Below are 22,953 nucleotides of genomic sequence, written 5' to 3'. Positions count from 1 at the left end.
ACCTTTAGAAAAAGAGATAGACATGGCAGTCCCCACCGCATCGTCCACCGGCCTTGGCCCTCGCATCGCAAAGATGGAGCGCACCACTAGCGAGTCCTCCGTCAGTGTAGAGATTAACCTTGATGGCACCGGTGTCTCAGACATCGACACCGGTGTGCCCTTCTACGACCACATGCTGACAGCACTCTCCAAGCACTCCCTGATCGATATGACCATCAAGTGCTCAGGAGATACCCACATTGATGTGCACCACACCGTTGAAGACACAGGCATCGTGCTCGGTGAGGTTCTCCGTCAGGCCTTGGGCGATAAGGCTGGCATCCGCCGCTTCGGTACCGCCACCGTGCCCCTCGATGAGGCGCTAGCCTCTGCCGTGGTTGATATCTCGGGCCGCCCCTACCTGGTACACACTGGCGAACCGGACGGCTTTGAGTACCACCTGATTGGCGGTCACTTCACTGGCTCTATGGTGCGCCACGTCTTTGAGGCCTTTGCCTACCACGCCGGTATCTGCCTGCACATTACTCTGCTGGGCGGCCGCGACCCCCACCATATTGCTGAGGCCCAGTTCAAGGCCCTGGCCCGGGCCCTGCGTCAGGCGGTGGAGCCTGACCCCCGCCACGCCGGCATCCCCTCCACTAAGGGGGCCCTCTAGTGACTGAAACCCGTCAACCAACCGTCACCGTTCTCGATTACGGGGCCGGGAACGTGCGCTCAGCCGTCCGAGCCCTCGAAAAGGCTGGGGCACGTGTGGTGCTTTCCCGAAAAGAAGCCGACGTGATGGGGGCTGACGGGCTGGTCGTACCCGGTGTGGGTGCTTTCAAGGCCGTCATGGACGGCCTGCGTGATGCCGATGCGATCCGCATGATTGGGCGCCGTGTGGCAGGCAGCCGCCCCGTACTGGGAATCTGTGTGGGGCTACAGGTCATGTTCGAGCAGGGGGTTGAACACGGTATTCAAGCCGACGGGCTAGGTGAGTGGCCCGGTACGGTAGAAAAACTGAGGGCTGAGGTTGTGCCCCACATGGGGTGGAATACCGTCCGCGCCCCCGAAGGCTCCAAGCTCTTTGCCGGTATCGAGAACGAACGCTTCTACTTTGTGCACTCCTACGGCGTGCAGGAGTGGACCTTCGACCAGAACAACGAAGCGATGCTCCCGCCCCAGGTTACCTGGGCCAACCACGGGGGCGACTTCATCGCTGCCGTAGAAAACGGGCCGCTGGCAGCTACCCAGTTCCACCCCGAAAAGTCGGGGGATGCAGGTATCCGCCTGCTCAAGAACTGGATTGACTCCCTGCCTGTGACCGGACGCTTGGACGGGGAGCAGTAGAGATGTCTGCAACAACGTCCGGTCTGCTACTGATGACTGTGGGCATGATGTTCATCGGCGGCGCCTACTCCTTTTACAAGCAGAAAATTACCTGGGTAGCCCAGGTGGTCCTGCTCCTGGTGGGTCTTGCCTTTGCCGGGTACGGCCTGTACGTGGTCATGAACTACAGCTAGGCAGCCAGTAGCGCATACCTAGCCCCTCCTAAAAACTTCACTCTTACCCCCATACTCCCAAGGAGAGAACAATGACTGATCGCCTCGAACTGCTGCCGGCAGTTGACGTAGCCAACGGCCAGGCAGTGCGCCTGGTGCAGGGCGAAGCTGGCTCTGAAACCAACTACGGTTCCCCCGTCGAAGCTGCTCTGGAATGGCAAAAGGCCGGAGCTGAGTGGCTGCACCTGGTCGACCTCGATGCTGCCTTTGGCCGCGGCGATAACATCGCAATTCTGACCGAGGTGGCCCAGGAACTGACCATCAAGATTGAAATGTCCGGTGGTATCCGTGATGATGAATCCTTGGAGCGGGCTCTGTCGCTGAATCCGGCCCGGATCAACCTAGGTACTGCAGCCCTGGAAAACCCCGAGTGGACCCGCAAGGTCATCGCCGAACACGGCGATATCATCGCCGTTGGTCTGGACGTACGCGGGGAAACCTTGGCAGCCCGTGGCTGGACCAAGGAAGGTGGCAACCTCTGGGAGGTCCTCGACCGCCTGAACGAGGACGGCTGCGCCCGCTACGTGGTCACCGACGTCACCAAGGACGGCACCCTGCAGGGCCCCAACCTGGAGCTACTCCGCAAGGTCGCTGAGCGTACCGATAAGCCCGTGGTTGCCTCCGGCGGTATCGCCACCCTCGATGACATCGCCGCCTTGCGTACCATGGTGCCCCACGGCGTTGAAGGCGCTATTACCGGTAAGGCCCTCTACGCCGGTAAGTTCACCCTGGCCCAGGCCCTGGACGTTGCAGGTCGCCCCTAGTGACTGACTTTTCTAACCGCGTCCACCGGGCTCACACCCAGGGGCACGGCCACCCCGGTAATCCCAGCGCACCCCGCCGGGAATTGCCGGCCCATATTGCTGCCCAGTTGGCATCAGCCGGTCAAAAAACCGATACCGGTGGCCAGCCCTGGGAGGGCCGTAACCTGGGGGAGGGCACCAGCCACACCCACCTCTTTTCCGGCGACGATGGAAAAACTGACCCCGCCCTGCTCAAGGTTCTTGAAGCTTTCAAAGCCGGTGAGGTCGATGAGGCAGCCGTGGTTGACGCCCTGCGCTCGGTGAGGATTTTTGCCCCGGTGGTGGCCCAGCTGTCGCAGGCTGAAATTACAGACCAGGGCCTTGTTTCTGACAAGGAATCGGATATGGCCCTGGTGTCTATTCAGGCTCCGGACGGGCGCCGTGCCCTGCCGGTCTTTACCAACGTGGACGCACTCACCGCCTGGCACGACCTAGCGCGCCCGGTTGCCGCTGACATGCGCAAAACCGCCCTGTCAGCCGTAGAAGATGACAACCAGCTGATTGTGGTAGACCCGGGCGCTGACCTCACCTTTGTACTCCGCCGCCCCGCCTTCTGGGCCATTGCTAAGGGCGAAGAATGGGTGCCCTCCTACCGTAACCCGCAGGTCGCCCAGGAACTCAGCAACATTGCTGCGCCCCTATCAGCTGTTGTCGGGGTTGAGGCAGGCCCCGGCACCGGGGTCTATTCGCAAACTGCGAGCGGACGCGTGCTGGCAGGTGGCGGGCACGGGCCAGAACTCAAGATTATGCTCAAGCTCCGGCCCGGCCTGACCCAGGAACAGGTCAACCAGACCGTGCAAACCTTCCAGCAGGGGCTCGCCCTGAACCGGGTCATTGCCGAGCAGGCTGACTCTGTACAGATTGCCCTGGCGTCGGCCTAGAAGATGGGCCCGGTGAACTTTTCGCCGGGGCCCTTGCCGGGGGCGTCCGGGTAGGGGGAGGCTTCGCGGAAGGCCAGCTGCAGGGAGCGCAGGCCGTCGCGCAGGGGAGCGGCATGCTGGGAGCCAATTTCGGGGGCAGCGGCCGTGACGAAACCGGCGAGGGCAGTGATGAGCTTGCGGGCCTCGTCCAGATCTTTGAGGTCTTCGGCGTTCTCTTCCGCTGCCAGGCCGCACTTAACGGCGGCTGCACTCATCAGGTGAACAGCGGCAGTGGTAATCACCTCAACCGCGGGAACCTCGGCGATATCACGCATCTGGGCGTTGACCTCTTCGACCTGCTCAGCGGTTAGGCCCTCAGGTAGCTGGGCGTGCTGTTCAGAGGACTCTTCAAAACGGTAGCTAGTTTCGTTGCTCATGGTTACTAGAATCTCATACCAACCCTACCGAGTGTGAATCGCCCGTCACACTCAACTCTCCCACTGGCGTCCGCCCCAAGAAAAACTCCCAAAACCCTTGAAAAACCGCGCTTTACCCAGTAGTGTTAAGAGCTGTTTGCAAGTGGAACCCAGGTTCCCACCCGCGCCCGCCGAATCTGGCGACCGGGTCAAAACCCAGGCCCCTATAAAGGAAATCAAGGGAAGGTTAGGCCGCTCACTGGCGTCCGTACCTCCTTACCCTGGGTAGGTGATCTAAGCCTCCGCTTGCTAGCCGCAACCGGGGGCTTTTTCGCCCCCACAGAAATTCACGGGGGTAACCCCAAACACAAGCAACAGGAGCTTTGTCATTAGCGATCCACGCATCAACGACCGAATTCGCGTTCCGGAAGTTCGACTCGTCGGCCCCGGCGGTGAACAGGTCGGTATTGTCCGCGTAGAAGATGCACTGCGTCTTGCTCAGGAGTCTGACCTTGACCTGGTTGAGGTTGCCCCTAACGCTAAGCCGCCTGTGTGCAAGCTTATGGACTTCGGCAAGTACAAGTACGAAGCCGCAGTCAAGGCACGTGAATCTCGAAAGAAGCAGGTCAATGCTTCTTTGAAGGAAATCCGTTTCCGCCTCAAGATTGATACCCATGACTACGAAACCAAGGTCGGGCACGCACGTCGTTTCCTGGCTGGCGGTGACAAGGTCAAGGCTATGATTCAGTTCCGTGGTCGTGAACAGCAGCGCCCCGAGATGGGTGTGCGACTGCTTGAACGCATGGCGAACGACCTGACCGAGGTTGGTACCGTAGAGTCCAACCCTCGCGTTGACGGTCGCAACATGGTGATGGTTCTTGCCCCGCTACGCGGCAAGCAGGAAGCCCGCCGTGAGAGCCAGAAGTCAGGTGGCCGCAAGGGTCGCGAACGCGTCAACACCACCGAGGCAACTCCTGTGACTAACTCCCTGGCAGATGCAATGCCCGAGGAGCTCAAGGCACAGGCGTCAGCCGAATAGGAGCTGTTTAGACAACCAGGTGCGGGCTCGTGTAGGGTTGCGTGCTTGGTCGTCGTTCGCTTTGCCGCCGTTTTTATTGAGAGATAAGGACGTTGGCGGGCGGGCAGAACACCCTTAAAACTTCCCCGTTGGGGTTGTTGAGTTTTTCAGTTCCTCACGTCCGTTTGCGGGGGTGAGGGTAGAACGATAAGGAGAATCGGCTCATGCCGAAGCAGAAGACCCACTCTGGTGCTAAGAAGCGCTTCAAGCTCACCGGTACCGGCAAGGTTAAGCGCCAGCAGGCCAACCGCCGCCACTACCTGGAGCACAAGTCCTCCCGTCTGACCCGTCGTCTGGCATCTGACCAGATCGTTGAAGGCGGTCAGGCTAAGGTCGTCAAGAAGATGCTGGGCAAGTAAGCTCCTTCTTTTTGAAGCTTCGCCCCTTGTGGGCGCACCAAAAGTAGATATTTTCTCTCCTGCACCAGCGCTAGATTTTTAGCTGGGTGGGACACAAGACGTTAGGAGACACACGTGGCACGTGTGAAGCGCGCGGTTAACGCGCACAAGAAGCGCCGAGTAATCCTTGAACGTGCATCGGGCTACCGTGGCCAGCGTTCACGCCTTTACCGTAAGGCTAAGGAACAGGTCACTCACTCGCTGGTATACAGCTACGACCACCGTCGTAAGAAGAAGGGCGACTTCCGTCGTCTCTGGATCCAGCGTATCAACGCGGCTGCCCGCGCTGAGGGTCTGACCTACAACCGTTTCATCCAGGGCCTGAAGGCTGCTGAGGTTGAGGTTGACCGTCGTATGCTGGCTGAGCTGGCTGTTAATGAGCCTGCTGCTTTCTCAGCTCTGGTTGAAATCGCTAAGAACAACCTGCCTGAGGACACTTCAGCTCCCAAGGCTGCCTAAGTTCCTTTTAATCCCGCGAGGGTTCAATTCTGTGTAAAAAATAGGGCATTTTTACACAGAATTGAACCCTCGCGGTGTGTTAAGCGGTATAGAGCATCACCCCGTCTTTTTCACGGCCTGCAACCGGGGTGAAGCCTTCGGAGAGGTAGAGGTTGCGGGCTAAGTTGTCAGCTTCTACAGAGAGGCTGATCTGGCTAATATTTCTGGCGGCAGCTTCTGAAATGAGCGCCTTAAGGAGCGCTCTGCCAAGGCCGAGTCCGCGATGTTCTTCTGCCACCCAGAGGCTGATTTCGGGGGTGGCTTCGTCGATGAAGCCGTAACCGGGGTCGTCCGCAGGCAAATACAGGGCCCAGGCTGCCCCGGCTGGCTCTTCGCCCTGATATGCGGCGATGCCGAAATCCCCGCGTATAGGGGTGTAACGGGTGTAGTGAGCAAATTCGGGGCGAGTACGGACGTCCGTGCGTGTGAAGCGCGGGCCGCACCAGTTTATGTTACCCAAGGTTGCTTGTTCGAGCAGGGGGGTATCTTCGGCGGTAAGAGCGCGATACGTGTAGGCAGACATACTTCTTTCTAGTGTAGATAGCTGGGATAAGCATAAGCCTACCCCGCTATTGTCTGTGTGGGGATGGCCGCGGAGTGGGCTAGATCTTGGATTCGTACCTAAAAGAGGTCTGAGTGGCTGCCCGTGTTGAGCAAGATGAGTACCAGTTGATCTTCTATACGTTCATAAATCAGGAGCCAGTCTGGTTCAATGTGACATTCACGAGTATTGGCATAGTTGCCGGTGAGCGCGTGGTCTTTATGTTTTGCGCTGAGCTGCTTGTCCTGGGCGAGTGTCTCAACGATACCGGTGAGTTTCTGAAGGTCTTTTCCACGCTTCTTAGCTGTTTTTAAGCCTTTCTTGAATGCATTTGTGGTAATAATTTCGTATTTCATAGTTCGTCAATGAGAGCTTTGAACTCTTCGATTGACGTGATTCGAGGAGTGTCGGGGTCCTGAACGAGCCGGCGTCCTTCTTCGATGGCGGCAATAGTGGTCGCATTGGGGTAAGGGCGGCCAACGGTGAAGGGAATCCTTTTTTCGCGGAGGGCTTGTTTCATGAACATGTTGATTGCTGTAGACATGTTTAGGCCTAGTTCGTTGAAGAGTTCTTCTGCTTGGCGTTTAGTTTCTTCGTCGGTTCTAACGCTAATGGTGGTGCTCACTGTCGCTCCTTTCTTGTATTTGTGCGACATGGTTCTACATTAGCAGGAATTGGGTGGTGGATGAAGACCCTCTAGTTTCGTATATGTGGGAGAGCAAAAGGTAGCTACGCTGATGGCCAAGCTGTCTGAGCGAGGGAAGGGATGGGTAGATTAAAGAAAAGCCCACCCTGTTTCCGTCCTTGTGCGGACGGCGGCGGGGTGGGTTTATCTTCGCTACCTGAAGCTGCAGGTGGGGTGGGGGCTGCTATTCAACCCAGGTGATGACCTCTTCGGCGGGCTTGCGGGTCTGGGGCCAGGGCAGTTCTTCGGCGCGGTACCCAAGGGCCAGCATGGTGGCGATGCCTTCGGTTTCGGGATCGATAATGCCCTGGTCGGCTAGCAGGGCGTTAGCTTTTTCGACGTTGAAGCCTTCGATGGGGCAGGAGTCGACGCCGATGAGGGCGGCGGCGGTCATCATGTTGCCCAGGGCGATGTAGGTTTGCTTGGCGGACCAGTCGAAGATGGCGCGGTCGGTGGTGAGCTGCATGTCGTTGACCTGGAAGCTCTTGTAGGTTTCGAGGGCTTTGGCGTGGTCTTCGGGTGAGAGGTTGCGGGAGGTCAGGGAGGCCTGCAGGTGGGGGCCGTCGTGCTGCATGTTGCGCTTGGCAAGGATTAGGACGAAGTGGCTTGCGCCGCCGAGCTGGCGGACAGCTCCCCAGCTGATGGACTTGAGGGCTTCGCGGAGCTCGGGGTTCTGCAGGACGACGAATCGCCAGCCTTGGGCGCCGACGGAGCTGGGGGAGAGGCGGGCGGTTTCGAGGATGTAGTTGATGTCGTCGTCGCTAATTTTCTTCTCGGGGTCGAAGAACTTGATGGCGCGGCGGCGCTGGGCGGCGTCGGGGACGAGCTGCTTGATGGCTTGATTCTGCACAGGCTGTGCCTTTCGTTGTGGGGCTGGAGAGTGCTTACAAGTCAACAAGCAGGGGAGGGGGTTTATTCCGGGATACGATTAGACGTAATAGAATAGCAGTCACTAGAAGAATATTTCTAGGTTATTTTAATAGTGCTGGAAAGGTGGCTATCGAGAGAGGGAAATAGAAGTAAAATTTAGCTTTAGATAGATTGTGTAATCTTAATTAAATTTTATAATTAAACAATAGAGTTCATAAGGTCTAATAAGGATGGTGATTCTTAATGTATTACAAAAAGGAATAATCCATAAAGAAAAGAATGTAGTGATTATTAAAAGGGTAAATGAACTTCTTGAGGGTAGGGGGCAATTAGGGTTGGTTGTTGATCCAAAGTCTGAGGAGGGGATTGTGGTAGAATCCGCTTTTATGGTGGCTTCAGATGAGCATGAGTCGCGGATTGCTAAAATTTTTTTCGAGCGGCACTCTTGCGGCAGTAATTGTTGCAATTTTTAATTACGTTATTAAGTCAGTGTTAAATCTCGGTGATTATAAATTTTCTGTTGCAGTTCTAATCATATTTCTTATTTTGTTGCTAATAATTATTGTTGTTCTATACTGTAATTCTTTCGATAAGATTTCGCGAGATGTGTATTTAGCAGTTATTGAAGAGCGCAAAAAATAAGTCTTCCAGTCAGCAATAATAAGACTTATGATGGAAGTTTGGTCATATAAAACTGCATGAATTATCTATGATAAATGATTTGACTGGTTTAAACTTTTTTTGTTGATGGTATTAAAACTTACGCTGTTGGAACGAACTAGAATGTTGGACATATCGCAAGTGCGGCTGATGCCAATCCAGTTAGCAGGAGCACTCCATAAAATGGCCAAATCGTCCATGCTTTCAATACTGACCAAGCTTCGGTGCTACGTCTATCTAGGGGATCTTTATTCGATTGAACACTTAGAGAAAATGGCGGAATTGTGGGGTCTCCAGCTGCAATTCGGTCGTATAAATTTCGATACCTTCGCTCGTTCTTCAAATAGCTGAAGTCGAGTAATCCGAAAACTAGAGTAGCGATAATTCCAAGGAACGCAACTGCTACAGATTCCTTAGTAAAGGCATAGCCGTACGCTGCCGTAACAACAGGCAGTATCCAACTCTTAGCATTTGAGGATGATTGCGCCATTCTCGTAATCACGTCCTGTGCAAAAGATAAGTGCTGACGTCTGTCCTCGGAGGACATATTAGTGTTGGGCAGAGATGTTGACGCGCGAAGTTTAGCGAGTTCCCGATCTTTTTCTTGTTCAGGATAGTTAGATTTTGGAGGCCAAATCTCTCCAACCACATCATTTTCCCAACGCGGTAAAATATGCACATGAACGTGTGGAACGCTCTGGCTTGCTGCTTCACCATTGGACTGAATGATGTTTATTCCATCTGGCTGGTAGGCTTCTCGAATGCTTTGAGCCACTGCCTGGGCAGCGAGCATTACTTGAGATACCTCCTCCGCTGTCAGGTCAGAAAACCTTTCAACATGTCGGTGAGGAATAACCATGCTGTGGCCTAAAACGGCTGGTTCGGTTGGAAAGAAAACAACTACTGAACTGTTTCGTGCAACCTCACGAACGACGGGATCTTCACCCCGTACTATAGTGCAAAAAGGGCAATCGTTCACCAGCTTGACCTAACTCTGCCTTGGTTGCTCCAACTCTGTAGATTACTCGCAAGCCTACGGTAAGTAGCCTGTGAATCTATCTTTCCATAATAATCAGTTACAGTGGGGTCGAAGATTGGGAGCCCAGGATTAGTACCTTCCCTACCGGGAATCTGCGTAAAAGGGTCTGGTCCTGTGCTATCAACTGTGCCCATAGAGGAAAGCCCATGGATTCGAATACCCAAGAGAGGTCGTTTAGCTTGCCATGCTTTTTCTATTTCGTATTTTACCCAGGGGCGGTATGCGGTTTCTCGCCCAATTAGGACAATTACTGCGGTTTTATACTTCATTTGGTCGTCGATCCAATTAGCAATTGCCGACGAACCTCGTGCACGGACAGCTTCCCACTCTTGAGCATTGAGAAGTCTCTGACCGTCAAGTTTGCCCATATTTCTGATGAGTTGTACACGCTTGACATCGCGTCCGTAGTGAAAACTGTAGAAAACTGCCATTAGATCCTTCCTAATCTGTAAAGTTTTCATTTATTATTCTTAATCATTAAATTTAATCTGATTTTTCGAGCGTGATAACTGTGTCGAACCCCCCTATGCGTCTCAAGCCGTTGTGGCTTCTGATTCCGGTATACGAGAGGGAGGCGTCCTCATAGCGGCGGAACGCAAAAACTGCCTGATTCATATGCACCGAATTGAAAACCCTCAAACTAACCAGTAACTCGAAATCAGCAACACTCAGGCCCGTAACGGTCTTAAATAAGTCCGGTTCTATCCTCGAAATAACATCCTGCAGGGTATTTTCGCGGAAATCGGTGAGATACATGAAAGCTGGAATGCGAGTTGCAAACTTAATAAGTTTTTCTTGAATCTTCTTTCGCTTATCTTTATATTCTTTCTCTTCCGCAGATAGTTTCTTCTTCTCGTGTGTAGACAAAGAAGCACCTTTAGACTTCTTCGTCTCAGAAACCTTGTCACTCTTATTAACTACAGTTTCAATGACATCAGTGCCTAAGGCTCGGAAACCCTCAATCTGCATGATAGCTTCCATTGCAGCCTCACTGTTCATGACCCTACGAAGCGTCGCATTATCAACATTTACCAATACAGCTGACTCCCATTTACGAGCCAAAAGCGTCGCAGATGTACCAGCCATGGCAATATCAAGAATGCTCCCAGCATCTATCTGAGTCATTTTGGCGCCGTCGTAGGCAAGCACGGGCAAAAATTTAACCAACTCAGCCACCGAATTCTCAGGATTCGACTCGGACGGATTCAGCTTTTGGCCATACTCAGCTATCTGACGCAAAGCCCTCGTCGGTGCAAAATCAAAGACAAAAGCAACAGGCTTCAAGATTTCTTCTCTGCTGGGATCATCACCATCAGGATTCCTAATCGACCACGGCGATTGAACCCGGAAAGCAGCCTGAAAATATGTTTCAGGGCTCGACAAGTTCCTCAACATTAAAATCGAAGACCATTGCTTGACCGTCACACCCGTGGTGAGCTTTCCACACGATAGCGTAATCGTCTTAGAGCTATAACCATCACCAATAGCGTTTCGAACGGGCGGTAAAGCCTCAACACCTATCCCAGCTTCGGCACCAGCAACAACCAAAACCTGATAATCATGCCAGTAGGTATTGTGCCTGGCCTTTAGAAGTCTAGCCATAGCATGGCAAGCTGAAACATTAGGCAGGAACCAGAATGAGTGCTGTAGATACGGTAGGAGTCTAACGTCGGCGTAGGGGAAAGGCGGACGCGAACCTGAACGGAGAGCGTCTAGCTGAGTTGGTGCATGTTCACCACGAATCAGGTCTAACCATTTTTGCACATCTGATTCATGCACAAACCTAGCCTCAGCCCCAGTTCCTGTTGCTTCAAAGAAACTGTTGAGGTCGAACTCGTCAAACTCGCCTTGACTTGCAATCGATAGAATATCGTCAGGCATTTGGTAGGTCATCAGGCGCATTTCAGGCAGGGAACCGTAGGTGTTAAACTCGCCAGGGTGCTCCTGTTCCCAATCAATTTTTGCCTGTTGCTCATCGGTGTAGGTCCAGTTAAAGATTTGCTCTTCGATGAACTCACCGCTGGTTAGAGCTTTAAAAGGTGTACCTGAGAGGTAAAGGTACGCCCTGGTTGTAATAGGTAGGAAGTCCTCTTCGGAATTGTTGAGTTCATCTAGTTCTTCGTCAAAAGTCCTAAGCGAGTCGTGAAATTCAGCTTTAAACTCTGCCTGACGTTCCTTGGCTTCTTCGCCTTCGAAAAGCTCCTTTGCTTTATCACGCCAGGCACCGAAATGGTACTCGTCAAAAATAACAAGGTCCCAGTTAATGGTGTGGAGCCACTCATTTTTAGCTTTGATGAGCCCTGTTGCCCTGTCCCGGCCCATTAGGTCTTGGAAAGACCCAAAATATACGAGTGGCCGTGAGGGGTCGTATTCTTCCTGGGCGGCTTTTCTCGACGCGTTAAGGTATTGCCAGCCCTCAAAGTCGATGTGAGATTCAAGGTCCGCTTGCCAGGCTGACTGTGCTGCTGGTTTGAAAGTAACAACCAGAACGCGCTGGGCATTCATTTTTTGAGCCAGCTTATAGGCGGTAAAGGTTTTACCGAAACGCATTTTGGCGTTCCACAGGAATCGGGGCGTAACATCGGGTTCTTCGTGCCAGAGGGAAAAATAGTAATCGTAGGTAAAATCTACGGCACGTTGTTGTTCAGGGCGGAGCCCAAAAGTTTGGTGGCGCTTACCTGAAAAGACCTGGCCTAAACGTATTTCCTCAATGGCTGTTAAAACATCGGCAACTGTGCAGCGAACCCACTCACGCGACGACCCAATAGAGGGGTTATCGAACCCTTTAGCCTTGAGATGGTTAATGACATCTCTATCCTTGAAAAGACTGCCATCCTGACGCTCTGCTAGGACATCTATGTGGAGGGTGTATTCCTGCTGCATTTGCCCTTGAGACTGCCGAATACGGTCATTGACATCGGCCTGGGTGGTCTGGCCAATCTTGATGAGACCCTCATAACCAGCAGGAGGGGTATTCGGCGTCCAAGCGTAGACCTTGAGACGGGCTGAGGGCTTTTCAGGGAGGAGCGCTTCAATCTTTTGACTCACAGCAGCTCTTCCTCCATGGGGCGAACAACCGACTGAATATGGGAGATTTCTTCTTCCGTTAGCCCGTACTTTGCAAATAAATCTTCATCAGTCCAAGAACGGTCCCAACTCTGAACAGGTACAAAGCTATAGACATGTTTTGGCGCGTCTTGAGTCGACTTTCTCAATGAAACCAGAAAGCGTGCGAACTGGGTTCTAAGGTAGGAAGCTAGACTTTTTGCTTCATCTTCGGTGTCGAAGTGACCAGCAACTAGGTAGGTCTCAGTACAAGCTGTTTCTGGCTCTGCGATGATAGGACGCGACAGAAACATAGTTTCAACTGCTGCACTGGTGCCCTGAACTCTTGTCATCAGGACTTTCCACTGGTCAATCCAATCCACATTTACAGAGATCGAGCTCTTTTCAGTCCACATAACTTTTTGATTTGCATAGAGCATAAGGGGCTCTTCTAAACCACGAGCTGAGGACTTACCAACGTAGTTAGTCGCAAGTCCGAACGGCTTTCGGCTTGAAATCTGTGTATCCATTGTTTCCTCTTCAAAGGCCTGTACCTTTTCGAGAATAGAAACCGCCTGATTAGATCTCACCAAGACATCAAACTGGTCAAGGTACCGCTCGACAGGCTCACCTGTGGGCTTACCGTCCCAGATAGTCTGAACGCTACACTTACCGTCATGATTCTTATCCCAGAGGAAGTAGGAAACACCTCCACGAATCTTTACACCGGGGAAGGCCTCATAGAGTTTGGGATAGTCTACGAGTGCTTTCATACGGTGGTCAGATAGCATTTTTTGCCGGTATTCATCTAAGCCCTTACCGCCAGCAAACCACCGGGACGGGGTAATAAAGACCGCAAACTTTGGGTCAAGCTCTAAAGCCTTCTCAACAAAGTGCTGGTAGATAGGAGAAGCAGAGGCCCCATGCCCACCATCTGAGAGCTGGTAAGGCGGGTTGCCAATCACGACGTCAAACTGCATATCTTCTCCAAAAATCTTTCTTATCAGTGTTCGAGGTTCGTCTGTGTGTATAAAAGCGTAGGCATGGGATTCAAAGTCGTCACCTCGGCTATATTCCGCTTCGTTAGCCCCACAGAAAGAACAGCGTCTATTGACGTAGGTGTACTTCTTTGTCTTAGCGTTTTTGTGACTGATTAGCTTCTTCTTCCCACCAGTCCAAGTGTGCTCCATCCGCTCAAACCAGATATTGCCGTCATCAGTCTCAAAAGCAGTGCAAATTGAATGTTTCTTCGAGGCCCACTTGGAACAATAAACACTACGCCGGGCTATTAGAGCCGTTATCTCAGTAATCGCTATCCCGTAGACCTGGCGGGTCAAAATATGATTGACCCTTTCTTGAACATCGGGAATTTTCTCTTCAAGCCCCTTAACCAGGCGTGAAGTAATTTCACGCAAGAAGACCCCTGACTTCGTGAAAGGGTCCAAAAATCTCACATCAGGATTAGACCAAATATCCTCACCAAAACGCTCCTCCCAGGAGCGAGCCACCTGGTCGAGCATGGCAATAGCCAAAGAGGGAGGAGTGAAAACCTCATCGTTTGAGAGGTTTGCTATGCAAGTCAAAACATCAGGGTTATGGCCCCTTAACAGATTGTTTTCTGTCATCTATCTGTCCAGTTCTGCTATTTGCTTGACCGTCATTGGCTTGTGGGTGTGCACCGGATCAAAAATACTCTCTGCCTCAAGCTCCCCAAACAGACTATCTGTATGCTCATTACCTTGAGCAAGGTTCTTGCCCTTGGTAAGGTTCTCGAAAGAAAAATCTCGGCGCTGGAACTTACCTTTAGTCAGGTAGCCCCACTCAGGAAAAATAATTGCTTCGCCGTTTGGGCGGAGTAAGGTTAGAGCATCAGCTTGAACAATATTGGCCTCAAGAACCTTACGAGCTGCTTTACCCCATTCGGGGGAACTGCCGTCATTGACAAAAGCGTCAAAGATGCTAGCCAGGTTTTCGCGGCAAATTTGGGCGTTATCTTCAAGCAACTCGATACCGTAAATGCACATCAGTCCGAGCAGAGCATAGTGCCGGCGTTCAAACTCATTTTTGCCGTAACGATCCTGAACAGTTACTAATTTCCGTAGCAGTACCTGTACCAGAAAGTTGCCTTCACCGCAGGCTGGTTCCAGGAAGCGGGAGTCGATACGTTCAGATTCATCTTTGACAAGGTTGAGCATTGCCTCAACGATATGAGCAGGCGTAAACACTTCACCATGGTCGGCAACTCGTTGTTTAGATTTAACGAGGAGCTCTTCCTTGAGATCAGCAGAATCTGCCATGATGTACCGCCTTGCAGTTATCGTCCGAACGGGGGCGTTCTTATTGAGACTATCTACCACCCCTCAACATCATAACTTTTCGCTTACCAATTTCGTTATCCCCATAAGCTGATACCTCAACTCAGATGGGCGTAAGCAATGCCTTGCCAGCAGCTACACGCCATGAGAGGTTAATTCCCTTTAACCTGAGCCACCGATCGCCGCAACATGCTCATATTGGCCTCGGAATACAAAGGATCAATCAACACCTCAAAAGGAATCCTCTGCTCCCTCACCATCTTCCTTGCAAACATGGAGAAAGCATCAGAAACCGTAATTCCCAGCTCCTGACACAAGACCTCAAGATCCCTCTTAGTCTGCTCATCCAACTTCACCTCTACCACAGACAACACCACAACACAGCCCTCCTGAAACTCAGCCTAGGTTCACTGTAAGGCTTACCCAGAAATAACTGAAGCCCAGCCTGTCGTTGCCTCAGCCTTAACCCACCCCACCGCGTCCTTCCCCACAAACCGCTAGAAAGAGGTCTTGCAGGCTGCCCCAATTCGGTGCGCTCTTACACGGTCGCGCGCTCCCGTCCGCCCGGCCTCGCAGGCTCAGCCGATTCGCGGGCATTTCTGGTTCGCTACGCGGAAATACCTGCTCATCATCATGAGACAATAGAACCTATGGACTTCAAAGAACGCCTCAGCACCCCCGTCGTCATGGAAAACCCCCAGGCAGACCGCGTCAAAGACATCGCCAAACTTGCCACCCGGGCCGCCCGCACCAAGACCGGGCACTTCCTGGTAGAGGGGCCGCAGGCCGTCCGCGAAGCCCTCAAAGCCCACCAAATCAAGCCCCTGCTCGATGCCGTCTACATCACCGAACGCGCCTTCGACCGCCACCCCGATATTGCCGACCTGCTCGAAGAAGCCCACGGCAGCCCCACCCCTGAGCCCGGCCGTAAGGTCTTCATGCGCATGGTGACCGAGCCCGTCCTCGCCGCCATGGCCGAATCCGTCAGCCCCCAGGGCATTATCGCCGTTGCCTTCCAGGACGACATCGCCCCCTCCGACATCTGGGGCGAAGGGGCCATCAACCCCAAGCTCATCGCCGTCCTAGCCCGAGTCCAAGACCCGGGCAACGCAGGCACCATCCTGCGGGCTGCCGACGCCGCCGGTGCTGACCTACTCGTCACCACCAAGGGCTCCGTTGACCTCTACAACCCCAAGGCCGTGCGCTCCACCGCAGGCTCCCTCTTCCACGTACCCGTCATCCAGGGCATCGACCTCGAAGATTTCGCCGAGGACGCCAAAGCCCAGGGCATCGGCGTCCTTGCAGCGGACGGCTACGGCCGAGTCTCCCTCGACGACCTACAGGACGCCGCCTTCGCCCTGCGCAACGGCGTTCAACCCCGCAAGAAGGTCAAATACGACCTGGCCAAACCCACCATGTGGCTCTTCGGCAACGAAGCGGCGGGCCTGAGCGATGAAGAGAAGGCCGCCGCCTCCCTGCGCGTCGCCGTTCCCCTGCGCGGGGCCGCCGAATCCCTGAATGTCGGCATGGCCGCCGGCGTCTGCCTCTTCGCCTCGGCCCTGGCCCAGAATCGCCTGCCCGCCGCAAACTCAGAATCAAATAGTTTCAGCGCAGGAGCAGGTAGCTAGTGGGGGAGCAGGCAGGCCACACACCCGGCAGCGCCGTGCCCTACCCGGTGCAGGTGGTCGGGGCCGCTATCGTCGACTCCCTGGCCGAGCCCACTCGTCTGCTGGTCGGCCAGCGCTCGGCCCCACCCGCGCTCGCGGGTCTCTGGGAGTTCCCCGGTGGCAAGGTCGAATCCGGTGAAGCCTGTGAGGATGCCCTGCTCCGTGAACTGGGCGAAGAACTGGGCATCACCGCTCAGCTTGGTACCGAGATTGTTGGCCCCCACCTCCAGGGCTGGGTGCTGAACGATAAAGCTGCCATGCGGGTCTGGTTAGCAGAAATTACGGACGGACGCGCCACCGCCCTGCAAGACCACGCCGAGTTGCGCTGGGTTCCGCTCGATACCACGCTGCTGGAGCTACCCTGGATTCCTGCTGACTACCCCATCGTCCATACGCTAATGGAAGGTCTTCTGCCCCGTTAGTATCTGCCTGAGATAAAAATGAGGTTACGTACGGTAGCTAATTACGACTATGCTTTCGTCTCAATAGGGTATGGTAAAAAGGCACACCACCACACAAACAAAGGGAAAAGAATGACTCAGCCCCCTAACTACAACGACTATTCATCAGCTAATAACCCCCAGGGCATGAACTCTGGCAACCAGCCCGGCTATGGTCAAATGCCCGTTGCTCCCGATGCCGAAGCGAAGCTCAAGCGCTCACAGATAATTCTTTTGGGTACTGCAGTGGCCTACGCTCTGGGCAACCTGGTTTACCTTTTTACGGCTCCTCCTACCATTGAATTCATGGGTGAAACTATTGAAACTGGCGGCGGCAACTGGGCCAGCATCGGCGGGACTGCACTGAGCCTTGCCGTGTTCGGTCTGGTCTATGGGCTCATGGCCAAGCGTAAGAAAGCAGGCCGTGTCACTGGCTACGTTTTTGCTGCGCTAGGTATTGCTTCGGCACTACTGAATGTGTTTAGTACGCTCGGCATTTCCGTAATTTCAGCTATCTTCTACCTGCTCTGGCTGGTAGGTGCTATTGCCTGGATAGTGGTTGTTTCAAACAGATCAGTTTCTTCTATCCTGCGCTAAGCGCCAGCACAAGCCACACGCCTTCAGAGGCCACCTGCCCACCTGCAGGTGGCCTCTGTAGCGTTTGTAAGACCTCAAGGTAGCAGGGGCGTCACAGTCTACGAGCAGAAACACCTCAGCAGAGCCAGCCGCTTTGCACTAAACTAGTGACTTGATGCCCTGGGCGCAGATACGCCCGCGAAACCCACACCGTAAAGAGAAGTGCAGATGACTGATTCTTTGCCCGAGGTGCCTGAGAACCCCACACCCTTTCAGGTGCTGGCTAATATCCGTGCCATTCTAGAAAAAGACCCCGACAACGGTCTGGCAACCGTCCGCGAGGCCTTCGCCGCCGAATTCGAGCGCGCCCAAAAAGAAATCGCGGAGCGGGTCAAGAACTTTGAAGAGCTTAAGCGTGTGCGCCTGGAATTTACCGGTGATAGGGGCGGCTTTACCCTGGCTAATAAGCAGATGCGCGATTTGCGTAAGGAGCACAAGGCCGAGGTAGGCAAGCTGATGGGGCAGGCCCGAGGCCGCCTGACCAAAGCCCTTGAGGCCCGCAATGCCCAGCTTGAAGAAGAGCGTGACGCTCGTATTTTGGTTGAAGAAGCCGTGGACGTCACCGCCCACACCCCCCGCCGCCGGATTGGTGGCCGTCACCCGATTAGCGTCCTGCAGGAGCAGATGTGCGACATCTTCGTGGGCATGGGCTGGGAGGTGGCCGATGGCCCCGAACTCGAGTCTGAATGGTACAACTTTGACTCTCTAAACTTTAAGCCAGACCACCCGGCGCGTGAACTTCAAGATACCTTCTTTGTGGAGCCCACCAGTGCCCACCTGATGCTGCGTACCCACACCTCCCCGGTGCAGATGCGCTCCCTGCTCTCCCGCGACCTGCCCCTCTACGTGGTCTGCCCCGGCCAGGTCTACCGCACCGATGAACTCGACGCCACTCACACCCCGGTCTTCCACCAGATTGAGGGCCTGGCCGTCGATAAGGGGCTGACCATGGCCGATCTCAAGGGCACCCTGGAGCATATGGCCCGCGCCATGTTCGGTCAAGATGCCAAGATTCGCCTGCGCCCCAACTACTTCCCTTTCACCGAGCCTTCTGCCGAGCTGGACGTCTGGCACCCGGACGCCAAGGGGGGCCCGGCCTGGATTGAGTGGGGCGGTTGCGGCATGGTCAACCCCAACGTGCTGCGAGCAGCCGGTGTTGACCCCGAAGTTTACTCAGGTTTCGCTTTCGGTATGGGCATCGAACGTACCCTTATGTTCCGCAACGGTGTGCAGGATATGCGCGACATGATTGAAGGCGACGTCCGTTTCTCACAGCAGTTCAAGATGGAGATCTAACCCATGCGAGTACCCCTTTCCTGGCTGCGTGAATACGCACCCGTGCCGGCCGATGCAAGCGCCGAAGATGTCATGGCTACCCTGGTCAAGGTTGGCCTGGAAGAAGAGGACGTTCACCGCCCTAGCGACGAAATGAGCGGCCCCATTGTGGTGGGGCAGGTGCTCTCCCTGGAGCCTGAGACCCACTCCAACGGTAAGACCGTTAACTGGTGCCAGGTGCGCGTTGTGCCCGAGGGGCAGAAGCAGCCCCTGACCGGTAAAGGTATTGAAGAGTCTGGTGTGCAGGGCATTATCTGCGGCGCCCACAACTTCAAACCCGGCGACAAGGTCGTCGTGACCCTGCCCGGTGCTGTGCTGCCCGGGGGCTTTGCTATCACCGCCCGCAAGACCTACGGCCACAAGTCGGCTGGCATGATTGCCTCTGTGCGTGAACTCGGTATTGGCGAGGACCACGACGGTATCTTAGTGCTCTCTACTCTGGGGCTTGACCCCGAGCTCGGCACCGATGCTATGGAACTGTTGGGTCTCTACGATCAGGCCGCTGAGGTCAACGTGACCCCCGACCGCGGCTACGGCTTCTCTATTCGCGGTATTGCCCGCGAGTACTGCCACGCTACCGGCAAGGATTTTGATGACTTCGTCCTTGATTTAGCAGCCAAGGCCCCTGCCGCCAACGCCTCTGGCCTGCCCGTCACCCTGACCGACTCAGCCCCCATTCACGGCAAGGACGGTGCCACCCGCTTTGTGGCCCGCTCAGTCAGCGGTGTGGACGCAACCGCCCCCGTGCCCACCTGGATGTCCTCCCGCCTACGCCTGGCCGGCGTCCGCTCTGTCTCCCTGCCGGTTGATATCTCCAACTACGTCATGTTAGAAACCGGCCAGCCCCTGCACTTCTACGACGCAGATAAGCTGGCAGGGGGTATCACCGTGCGCCGTGCCGAAGCAGGGGAGAAGCTCACCACCCTGGACGGAAAGGAACGGGAGCTGAGCATCGAAGACCTACTCATTACCGATGAGTCTGGCCCCATCGGCCTGGCCGGCGTGATGGGTGGGGCCTCCACCGAGGTCACTGATGCCACCACCCGCATCGTGATTGAAGCCGCCCGTTTCGACGAGGTTTCAATTGCCCGTACCGCCCGCCGCCACAAGCTTTCATCTGAGGCATCCAAGCGCTTTGAGCGCGGCGTTGACCCGCAGATTCAGGCCGCCGCCGCCCAGCGTGCTGTTGACCTGCTGGTGGAGCTGGCCGGTGCGACCGTCGATGAGGGAGTGACGGACGCCGGTGACGGGTTTGAGCCCACCGTCATCGCCCTGCCGCGCGATTACACTGCAGGGCGTATCGGCATTGACTACACCGAAGCGCAGATTGTTAGCTCCCTGGAGCAGATTGGTGCCAGCGTTGAGGTTACCGCAGAAACTTACGAGGTAACCGTCCCCTCCTGGCGCACCGACCTGGGCGCCAAGGAGGATTTGACTGAAGAGGTTGCCCGCCTGATTGGTTACGATCAGATTCCTTCCACTTTGCCTGTTGCTCCTCCCGGTACCGGCTACACTCTGGAGCAGACCCTGCGCCGCCGAGCCCTCAACGCCCTGGCCGCTTCTGGCCTGACCGAGGTCTTTGCCTACCCCTTTGTCTCAGATGATGACAACAACCTGTGGGCTTCTCCTGTTGCCGGTGAGAAGGTAGAATCAATCCGCCTGGCTAACCCCATCTCGTCGGCTGAGGGCTGGATGCGCCGTTCCCTGCTACCGGGCCTGACCCGGGTGCTATCACGCAACCTCTCCCGCGGCTTCAAGAACCTGGCCATCTACGAGACCGGCTCCGTCTTCATTCCCGGGAGCCAGCTGGGGTCAGCCTCCATCCCCGGCCTGGGTGTCAAGCCCTCCGACGAGGTACTGGCTGACCTCAATGCGGGTATCCCTCATCAGCCCCGCCACATTGCAGGCCTCTTCACCGGCGATGAGTTCGATGGTGCTCCTGGGGTCACGGCCCGCGCCTTTGACTGGCGTGATGCCCTAGACTCCGTCCTGCTTGTTGCCGATGCCGTCGGTGTGGCTCTCACTGCCATCAACGGCGAGCACCAGGCCTTCCACCCCGGCCGCACCGCTGTGCTCAAGGACGCCGCTGGTGAGGTTATCGCCTACGCCGGTGAACTGCACCCCAAGTTGCTACAGCAGCTGAATCTGCCCGAGCGCACCAGCGCCTTCGAGCTTAACTTCACCGCCCTTATCGCTCAGGCCGGTGACGCAGTTCAGGCCACCGGTATTTCCGGCTACCCGGCGGCTAACCAGGACGTCGCCCTGATTGTTGATGCTACGGTTCCCGCCGCTGACCTTGCCGCCACCCTGGCCGAGGGAGCAGGGGAGCTACTTGAAGACGTCCGCGTCTTTGACGACTACCGCGGCACCGGCGTCGAGGAAGGCAAGAAGTCCCTGGCCTTCGCCCTGCGTTTCCGCGCAACCGACCGCACCCTGACCGCCGACGATGCCTCCGAGGCCCGTGAAGCAGGCGTTGCCCTGGCTACTGAACGTTTCGGTGCAACACTGAGAGGCTAACACATGACAGTTTCACCCAATGAGTACACCGGTTCCAATGATCTGCAGCAGGACGACGAGATTGAAGACCGTACCGATGACTTCTTCTCCTTTGCAGGAGAGGAGGATGATTACGAGGAGTCTCGTGGCCCGCTCGGCCCCAAGCTTGCCGCGGCGGCAATGATGCTGGTTGCTTTCATCATTGCCTTGATTCTGCTCGTTGGCGGAGTACGCACTTTCAATGAGGCACGCGCCAATGAGGGGTATGAAGGGCGTTCCTGGGTTATCTCGGGCACCATTGATTCGGTAACTGCTGACCTGCAGAGCGACTCCAATGTGGCTATTTATTCCGGGGCGCTACCTACCGATACGGCGATGAACGGTAAAACCTTCATTTCTGCCATAGCTGACCCGGCGCAGGTTGAGGCCGGTAGTCAGGTTAAATTCCGCGGTTCGCAGACGGGGTGGGTGAGCGGCGACTTCCCGCAGGAGGTTGACGCCTTGCTGGTTCAGGAGGGCGACACCAACCTGACCGTTGCCCGGACCGGTGACCCTGGCTCTCTGCAACCGGTCACCGCTGATAGCGTCGCTTCGCAGAAGCGCTCGGCCATGCTACGCCTTGCCGGTGCCATTCTGGTATTCGGTGCCGGTGTGCTGGGTACCTACAGGGTGATTCGCAAACGCAATGGTGCTACTGCTGAGTAGGCTGAGCGCCCAGGCATAAACTGGTGCGGCGCCCCTTCCCGCTTGGGGAAGGGGCGCCGCTGTGCTCTCTACTCTTTTCTTAGGCTGGGGAGCTACTCGACACTCTGGCTTTACAAGATGGGGTGGGGCGAGGACGCGGGTGTTGGTTGCGTTGGGGTCGTTACAGGGGATTGCTGCGGGAGCGCTTCTGCTGGTTGAGCCTGAGGTGAGGCTAGCAGAACTAACAGATTCACCTAGGTCATCGACGGGTGCAACGAGAGGCTGGGGAACCTGGGAGCCTGTCACCGCTCCAGGCGTGTGGTTCCTGAACCTACCGCTAGATTTGATTTCTTCGTCACTTTTTTCTGACAAGGTGATACGAGAGTCTTCAATGTGTCCTTCTACAGCAGTGGCAGGGAGGGAAAAAGATTGGAGGACAACGAGTGCTATGAGCATACAGGCTCCATATATTCTCTGCTTACTGATTTGCATTTTCTGATACCTCCTGGAGGCCGTTTACAGACCACTCTCCTTGTGAATATTGGAGTTCGAAGTAAATACCTTGATTGATGGTGTAGGAGTTATCGTAAAATGCGGGATCGCCAGTTAGGAATACATATGCATCTTGAATATTTTGGTTTCCTGCCCAGGTATAGTTGCCGTCTCCTTGGGATAACAATAAGCCTTCTCCAAGTATAATGGATCGTTTTCCTCCTGAAATCCATCCTCCGCGGGTGTAGATTTCTGATACCCAGTCCCTAGTTATCAGCGTGAATCCGGCCAATAGTTTCTACCAGCGCCACATCATGCAGTGCACGGGGGACTGTCAGGTTAACGGTGTAAACCCACAACAATCTAGCGACCAGCCACCTGCGGCAACCGATCACCAAAAACAATAGCAAAAGCATTCAACGCCGGCTTCCACCGAGTCATCCACCGCCGGGCA

Annotated in this window: 26 protein-coding genes; 14 read left to right on the top strand and 12 right to left on the bottom strand. The window is 55.0% G+C overall.

Annotated features, from left to right (window positions below; genetic code table 11):
• Positions 1 to 22 precede the first annotated feature (22 nt).
• The 5 genes from hisB (at position 23) to L6966_RS05655 (ending at position 3,225) form a co-directional block, all read left to right on the top strand.
• Complete coding sequence (gene hisB / locus L6966_RS05675; RefSeq protein ID WP_083093574.1) at positions 23 to 655, top strand: imidazoleglycerol-phosphate dehydratase HisB; 633 nt, start codon at positions 23 to 25, stop codon at positions 653 to 655.
• Positions 655 to 1,329, top strand: a complete 675-nt coding sequence (gene hisH / locus L6966_RS05670; protein ID WP_237224578.1) for an imidazole glycerol phosphate synthase subunit HisH — start codon at positions 655 to 657, stop codon at positions 1,327 to 1,329. The genes hisB and hisH overlap by 1 nt, the downstream gene beginning before the upstream one ends.
• Positions 1,330 to 1,331: 2 nt before the next feature.
• Positions 1,332 to 1,502 (top strand): hypothetical protein, encoded by a 171-nt coding sequence (locus tag L6966_RS05665; RefSeq protein ID WP_180377909.1) that lies wholly within the window; start codon positions 1,332 to 1,334, stop codon positions 1,500 to 1,502.
• Positions 1,503 to 1,573: 71 nt separating this feature from the next.
• The gene (priA, locus tag L6966_RS05660) at positions 1,574 to 2,305 is read left to right on the top strand and encodes a bifunctional 1-(5-phosphoribosyl)-5-((5-phosphoribosylamino)methylideneamino)imidazole-4-carboxamide isomerase/phosphoribosylanthranilate isomerase PriA (protein ID WP_237224579.1); all 732 of its coding nucleotides are present in this window, start codon (positions 1,574 to 1,576) and stop codon (positions 2,303 to 2,305) included.
• Positions 2,305 to 3,225, top strand: coding sequence for an SseB family protein (locus L6966_RS05655; protein WP_237224580.1), 921 nt, complete (start codon positions 2,305 to 2,307; stop codon positions 3,223 to 3,225). The genes priA and L6966_RS05655 overlap by 1 nt, the downstream gene beginning before the upstream one ends.
• Here L6966_RS05655 and L6966_RS05650 read toward each other — a convergent pair.
• Positions 3,222 to 3,641, bottom strand: coding sequence for a DUF1844 domain-containing protein (locus L6966_RS05650; protein WP_237224581.1), 420 nt, complete (start codon positions 3,639 to 3,641; stop codon positions 3,222 to 3,224). The genes L6966_RS05655 and L6966_RS05650 overlap by 4 nt on opposite strands.
• Positions 3,642 to 4,008: 367 nt before the next feature.
• Between L6966_RS05650 and infC the strand changes: the two genes are divergently transcribed.
• From infC to rplT, 3 genes are all read left to right on the top strand, one after another.
• Entirely contained in the window at positions 4,009 to 4,659 is a 651-nt protein-coding gene (gene infC, locus L6966_RS05645) for a translation initiation factor IF-3 (RefSeq protein WP_083093583.1), read from the top strand.
• Between the two features lie 203 nt (positions 4,660 to 4,862).
• Positions 4,863 to 5,057 (top strand): 50S ribosomal protein L35, encoded by a 195-nt coding sequence (gene rpmI / locus L6966_RS05640; RefSeq protein WP_083093585.1) that lies wholly within the window; start codon positions 4,863 to 4,865, stop codon positions 5,055 to 5,057.
• A 114-nt stretch (positions 5,058 to 5,171) separates the two neighbouring features.
• Positions 5,172 to 5,555: a 50S ribosomal protein L20 gene (gene rplT / locus L6966_RS05635; RefSeq protein ID WP_083093587.1), complete on the top strand. Its 384-nt coding sequence runs from the start codon at positions 5,172 to 5,174 to the stop codon at positions 5,553 to 5,555.
• A gap of 79 nt (positions 5,556 to 5,634) precedes the next feature.
• Here rplT and L6966_RS05630 read toward each other — a convergent pair whose 3' ends face one another.
• The 10 genes from L6966_RS05630 to L6966_RS12190 all read right to left on the bottom strand — a co-directional run bounded on the left by L6966_RS05630 (position 5,635) and on the right by L6966_RS12190 (position 15,105).
• Positions 5,635 to 6,117, bottom strand: a complete 483-nt coding sequence (locus tag L6966_RS05630; RefSeq protein WP_237224582.1) for a GNAT family N-acetyltransferase — start codon at positions 6,115 to 6,117, stop codon at positions 5,635 to 5,637.
• 98 nt (positions 6,118 to 6,215) lie between these two features.
• Positions 6,216 to 6,491: a type II toxin-antitoxin system YafQ family toxin gene (locus tag L6966_RS05625; RefSeq protein ID WP_083093590.1), complete on the bottom strand. Its 276-nt coding sequence runs from the start codon at positions 6,489 to 6,491 to the stop codon at positions 6,216 to 6,218.
• Positions 6,488 to 6,760 (bottom strand): type II toxin-antitoxin system RelB/DinJ family antitoxin, encoded by a 273-nt coding sequence (locus L6966_RS05620; RefSeq protein ID WP_237224583.1) that lies wholly within the window; start codon positions 6,758 to 6,760, stop codon positions 6,488 to 6,490. The genes L6966_RS05625 and L6966_RS05620 overlap by 4 nt, the downstream gene beginning before the upstream one ends.
• A 244-nt stretch (positions 6,761 to 7,004) precedes the next feature.
• Positions 7,005 to 7,670 (bottom strand): NAD(P)H-dependent oxidoreductase, encoded by a 666-nt coding sequence (locus tag L6966_RS05615; protein ID WP_237224584.1) that lies wholly within the window; start codon positions 7,668 to 7,670, stop codon positions 7,005 to 7,007.
• Positions 7,671 to 8,468: 798 nt separating this feature from the next.
• Positions 8,469 to 9,329 (bottom strand): HIT family protein, encoded by an 861-nt coding sequence (locus tag L6966_RS05610; protein ID WP_237224585.1) that lies wholly within the window; start codon positions 9,327 to 9,329, stop codon positions 8,469 to 8,471.
• On the bottom strand, positions 9,326 to 9,820 hold the full coding sequence (locus L6966_RS05605; RefSeq protein ID WP_272878610.1) for a TIR domain-containing protein: 495 nt from the start codon (positions 9,818 to 9,820) through the stop codon (positions 9,326 to 9,328). The genes L6966_RS05610 and L6966_RS05605 overlap by 4 nt, the downstream gene beginning before the upstream one ends.
• A 52-nt stretch (positions 9,821 to 9,872) precedes the next feature.
• Positions 9,873 to 12,437, bottom strand: coding sequence for a DEAD/DEAH box helicase family protein (locus L6966_RS05600; RefSeq protein ID WP_237224586.1), 2,565 nt, complete (start codon positions 12,435 to 12,437; stop codon positions 9,873 to 9,875).
• Positions 12,434 to 14,059: an Eco57I restriction-modification methylase domain-containing protein gene (locus L6966_RS05595; protein WP_237224587.1), complete on the bottom strand. Its 1,626-nt coding sequence runs from the start codon at positions 14,057 to 14,059 to the stop codon at positions 12,434 to 12,436. The genes L6966_RS05600 and L6966_RS05595 overlap by 4 nt, the downstream gene beginning before the upstream one ends.
• Positions 14,060 to 14,731, bottom strand: coding sequence for an N-6 DNA methylase (locus L6966_RS05590; protein ID WP_237224588.1), 672 nt, complete (start codon positions 14,729 to 14,731; stop codon positions 14,060 to 14,062). It abuts the gene before it with no gap.
• Positions 14,732 to 14,901: 170 nt separating this feature from the next.
• A complete protein-coding gene (locus L6966_RS12190) occupies positions 14,902 to 15,105 on the bottom strand; it encodes a type II toxin-antitoxin system RelB/DinJ family antitoxin (RefSeq protein ID WP_419721883.1) in 204 nt (67 codons plus the stop codon).
• Between the two features lie 294 nt (positions 15,106 to 15,399).
• On the opposite strand from L6966_RS12190, the gene L6966_RS05585 reads away from it, so the two are divergent.
• The 6 genes from L6966_RS05585 (at position 15,400) to L6966_RS05560 (ending at position 22,028) form a co-directional block, all read left to right on the top strand.
• Positions 15,400 to 16,377, top strand: coding sequence for a TrmH family RNA methyltransferase (locus tag L6966_RS05585; RefSeq protein WP_237224590.1), 978 nt, complete (start codon positions 15,400 to 15,402; stop codon positions 16,375 to 16,377).
• Positions 16,377 to 16,838, top strand: coding sequence for a (deoxy)nucleoside triphosphate pyrophosphohydrolase (locus L6966_RS05580; RefSeq protein WP_272878608.1), 462 nt, complete (start codon positions 16,377 to 16,379; stop codon positions 16,836 to 16,838). Before L6966_RS05585 ends, L6966_RS05580 begins: the two co-directional genes overlap by 1 nt.
• Before the next feature lie 111 nt (positions 16,839 to 16,949).
• Positions 16,950 to 17,453 (top strand): hypothetical protein, encoded by a 504-nt coding sequence (locus L6966_RS05575; protein WP_237224591.1) that lies wholly within the window; start codon positions 16,950 to 16,952, stop codon positions 17,451 to 17,453.
• A 207-nt stretch (positions 17,454 to 17,660) separates the two neighbouring features.
• Positions 17,661 to 18,788: a phenylalanine--tRNA ligase subunit alpha gene (pheS, locus tag L6966_RS05570; protein WP_237224592.1), complete on the top strand. Its 1,128-nt coding sequence runs from the start codon at positions 17,661 to 17,663 to the stop codon at positions 18,786 to 18,788.
• A gap of 3 nt (positions 18,789 to 18,791) precedes the next feature.
• Positions 18,792 to 21,344 carry a phenylalanine--tRNA ligase subunit beta gene (gene pheT, locus L6966_RS05565; protein ID WP_237224593.1) on the top strand — a complete coding sequence of 851 codons (2,553 nt, stop codon included), beginning with the start codon at positions 18,792 to 18,794 and terminating at the stop codon, positions 21,342 to 21,344.
• Positions 21,345 to 21,347: 3 nt separating this feature from the next.
• Positions 21,348 to 22,028: a hypothetical protein gene (locus L6966_RS05560; protein WP_083093609.1), complete on the top strand. Its 681-nt coding sequence runs from the start codon at positions 21,348 to 21,350 to the stop codon at positions 22,026 to 22,028.
• A gap of 457 nt (positions 22,029 to 22,485) precedes the next feature.
• Here the strand turns inward: L6966_RS05560 and L6966_RS05555 are convergent, their stop codons facing one another.
• The gene (locus tag L6966_RS05555) at positions 22,486 to 22,791 is read right to left on the bottom strand and encodes a DUF6318 family protein (RefSeq protein WP_237224594.1); all 306 of its coding nucleotides are present in this window, start codon (positions 22,789 to 22,791) and stop codon (positions 22,486 to 22,488) included.
• Positions 22,792 to 22,953 lie beyond the last annotated feature (162 nt).

It is taken from the genome of Rothia nasisuis (assembly GCF_928381405.1).
In the GTDB taxonomy this organism is placed as follows: domain Bacteria; phylum Actinomycetota; class Actinomycetes; order Actinomycetales; family Micrococcaceae; genus Rothia; species Rothia nasisuis.
This window is presented reverse-complemented; position numbering and strand designations above follow the sequence as displayed.

What these genes read in the sequence shown, in the direction of transcription:
- hisB (WP_083093574.1), top strand. Translation starts at nt 23, where the DNA reads ATGGCAGTCCCCACCGCATCGTCCACCGGCCTTGGCCCTCGCATCGCA.
- L6966_RS05665 (WP_180377909.1), top strand. Translation starts at nt 1,332, where the DNA reads ATGTCTGCAACAACGTCCGGTCTGCTACTGATGACTGTGGGCATGATG.
- priA (WP_237224579.1), top strand. Translation starts at nt 1,574, where the DNA reads ATGACTGATCGCCTCGAACTGCTGCCGGCAGTTGACGTAGCCAACGGC.
- L6966_RS05650 (WP_237224581.1), bottom strand. Translation starts at nt 3,641, where the DNA reads ATGAGCAACGAAACTAGCTACCGTTTTGAAGAGTCCTCTGAACAGCAC.
- rpmI (WP_083093585.1), top strand. Translation starts at nt 4,863, where the DNA reads ATGCCGAAGCAGAAGACCCACTCTGGTGCTAAGAAGCGCTTCAAGCTC.
- L6966_RS05630 (WP_237224582.1), bottom strand. Translation starts at nt 6,117, where the DNA reads ATGTCTGCCTACACGTATCGCGCTCTTACCGCCGAAGATACCCCCCTG.
- L6966_RS05625 (WP_083093590.1), bottom strand. Translation starts at nt 6,491, where the DNA reads ATGAAATACGAAATTATTACCACAAATGCATTCAAGAAAGGCTTAAAA.
- L6966_RS05605 (WP_272878610.1), bottom strand. Translation starts at nt 9,820, where the DNA reads ATGGCAGTTTTCTACAGTTTTCACTACGGACGCGATGTCAAGCGTGTA.
- L6966_RS05595 (WP_237224587.1), bottom strand. Translation starts at nt 14,059, where the DNA reads ATGACAGAAAACAATCTGTTAAGGGGCCATAACCCTGATGTTTTGACT.
- L6966_RS05590 (WP_237224588.1), bottom strand. Translation starts at nt 14,731, where the DNA reads ATGGCAGATTCTGCTGATCTCAAGGAAGAGCTCCTCGTTAAATCTAAA.
- L6966_RS05585 (WP_237224590.1), top strand. Translation starts at nt 15,400, where the DNA reads ATGGACTTCAAAGAACGCCTCAGCACCCCCGTCGTCATGGAAAACCCC.
- L6966_RS05575 (WP_237224591.1), top strand. Translation starts at nt 16,950, where the DNA reads ATGACTCAGCCCCCTAACTACAACGACTATTCATCAGCTAATAACCCC.
- pheS (WP_237224592.1), top strand. Translation starts at nt 17,661, where the DNA reads ATGACTGATTCTTTGCCCGAGGTGCCTGAGAACCCCACACCCTTTCAG.
- pheT (WP_237224593.1), top strand. Translation starts at nt 18,792, where the DNA reads ATGCGAGTACCCCTTTCCTGGCTGCGTGAATACGCACCCGTGCCGGCC.
- L6966_RS05560 (WP_083093609.1), top strand. Translation starts at nt 21,348, where the DNA reads ATGACAGTTTCACCCAATGAGTACACCGGTTCCAATGATCTGCAGCAG.